1 protein-coding gene and 1 pseudogene are annotated in these 1,801 nt (G+C 71.2%); both read right to left on the reverse strand.

Features of this window, described 5'->3' with window-relative positions; genetic code table 11:
- Window positions 1-704 (reverse strand): annotated as a pseudogene (locus HZS56_RS37675) (hypothetical protein); the annotation flags it as partial.
- Between the two features lie 5 nt (window positions 705-709).
- Window positions 710-1,642, reverse strand: coding sequence for a branched-chain amino acid ABC transporter permease (locus HZS56_RS37680; protein ID WP_216725305.1), 933 nt, complete (start codon window positions 1,640-1,642; stop codon window positions 710-712).
- Window positions 1,643-1,801: the final 159 nt, after the last annotated feature.

The following is a 1,801-nucleotide window of genomic DNA, read 5'->3' on the forward strand; positions in this document are numbered from 1 at the left end:
CGGCCGGGGGGCGGCCGCCCCCCCCGCCGCCCGCGGGCGGCGCGGCCCGGCGCGCGCCCGCGGCGGGCCCGCCGGCCCCGGGGCCCGCCCCCCCCCGCCCGCCCGCGCGCGCCCCCGCCCCCGCCCCCGCTGCTGGAGGCGAAGGCTGCTTTGACGACTTGCCAGTTGTGGGCGCTGGTGTGTTTGAACTGTTCCCAGCCGGTGTCGTCCGGGTCGAACGGGTCGGGTTCGGGGCGTTGGACGGGTAGGGCGAGGGAGCCGAGCAGGGCGATGAGTGTGGCGGCTGCTGTGAGGTAGCCGCCGGGTTCGAGGTTGACGACGCCGCCGAGTTTGGCGCTGATGGCGATGACGGTGTACCAGGCGGTGGCGAAGGCGGCGAGGGCGGCGAGTCTGAGGGCGGCGTCGGCGCCGGCGGGTACGAGCCAGCGGAGGCCTTTGATGTTGTAGGAGGCGAGGCCGATGAGGGTGGTGAGGGCGCCGGCGACGAGTACCAGTACCTGGAGGCCGCCGGGGTAGCCGTAGACGGTGAGGTCGCCGGGGAATTCGGCGGTCCAGGTCCAGGCGAGGAAGGTGGAGACGACGGTGAGGATGCCGCCGCCGGTGGCGAGGGCGCGGCCGGTGTGCGGGGGTATGCCGATGAGGCCGGTGGTGTGGTTGGTGGTGGGGGCGCCGGTGTTGTCGGGCGTGGTGGTCTGTGTGGTCATCGGTGTCACGCCCTGTCCGCAACGCGTTCGCCGAGCAGGCCTTGTGGCCTGAACAGCAGCACGAGGATGAGGAGGATGAAGGCCCAGACGTCGGACCAGGACTGGCTGCCGAACTTGTCGAGGCCGGGGATGTCGGCGATGTAGGCGGTGGCGAGGGTTTCGGCGACGCCGAGGGTGATGCCGCCGATCATGGCGCCGTAGATGTTGCCGATGCCGCCGAGGACGGCTGCGGTGAAGGCTTTGAGTCCGAGGATGAAGCCCATTTTGAAGTCGATCTGGCCGTATTTGAGGCCGTTGGCCACGGCTCCGACGGCGGCGAAGACGGCGCCGAGTGCGAAGGCGACGACGATGATGCGGTCGGTGTTGACACCCATCAGTTTGGCGGTGTCGCGGTCTTGTGCGGTGGCCTGCATGCCGCGTCCGATGCGGGTGCGCATGACGAAGAAGCCGAGGAAGGCCATGCTCAGGGGTGCGGCGACGAACAGGAAGATGTCGCCGGTCTGGAGGGTGACGCTGCCGATGTGGAAGGGGCCTCCGTCGATCTGGGGGAAGGTCCGTGCCGACTTGGCTTGGGGGTACCAGGCCCATACGGCTTGTTGGAGGGCGAGGGAGAGGCCGATGGCGGTGATGAGGGGGGCGAGGCGGGGTGCGCCGCGCAGCGGCCGGTAGGCGAACCGTTCCGCCCCGACGGCGACGGCGACGGAGACCATCATGGCGCCGATGAGCATGAGAGGCAGGGCGATCAGCATGGAGGTGCCGTCGGGCAGGATGTACACGTAGACCGTGAGTGCGCCGAAGGCGCCGGTCATGAAGATCTCGCCGTGGGCGAAGTTGATGAGCTGGACAATGCCGTAGACCATTGTGTAGCCGATGGCGACCAGCCCGTACATGGATCCCAGTAGCAGGCCGTTGACCAGCTGCTGCGGCAGTTCGTTCACCGCATGTCCTCCGAGACTTTCGGACGTTCGACGGATGTGGCCGGATGTGAGCCGCGGGGGGGGGGGGGGGGGGGGGGCGCGCGCGCGGGGGGGGGGGGGGGGGGGGGGGGGGGGGGGGGGGGGGGGGGGGGGGGGGGGGGGGGGGGGGGGGGGGGGGGG

Source organism: Streptomyces mayonensis (assembly GCF_018982965.1).
Lineage (GTDB): Bacteria > Actinomycetota > Actinomycetes > Streptomycetales > Streptomycetaceae > Streptomyces > Streptomyces mayonensis.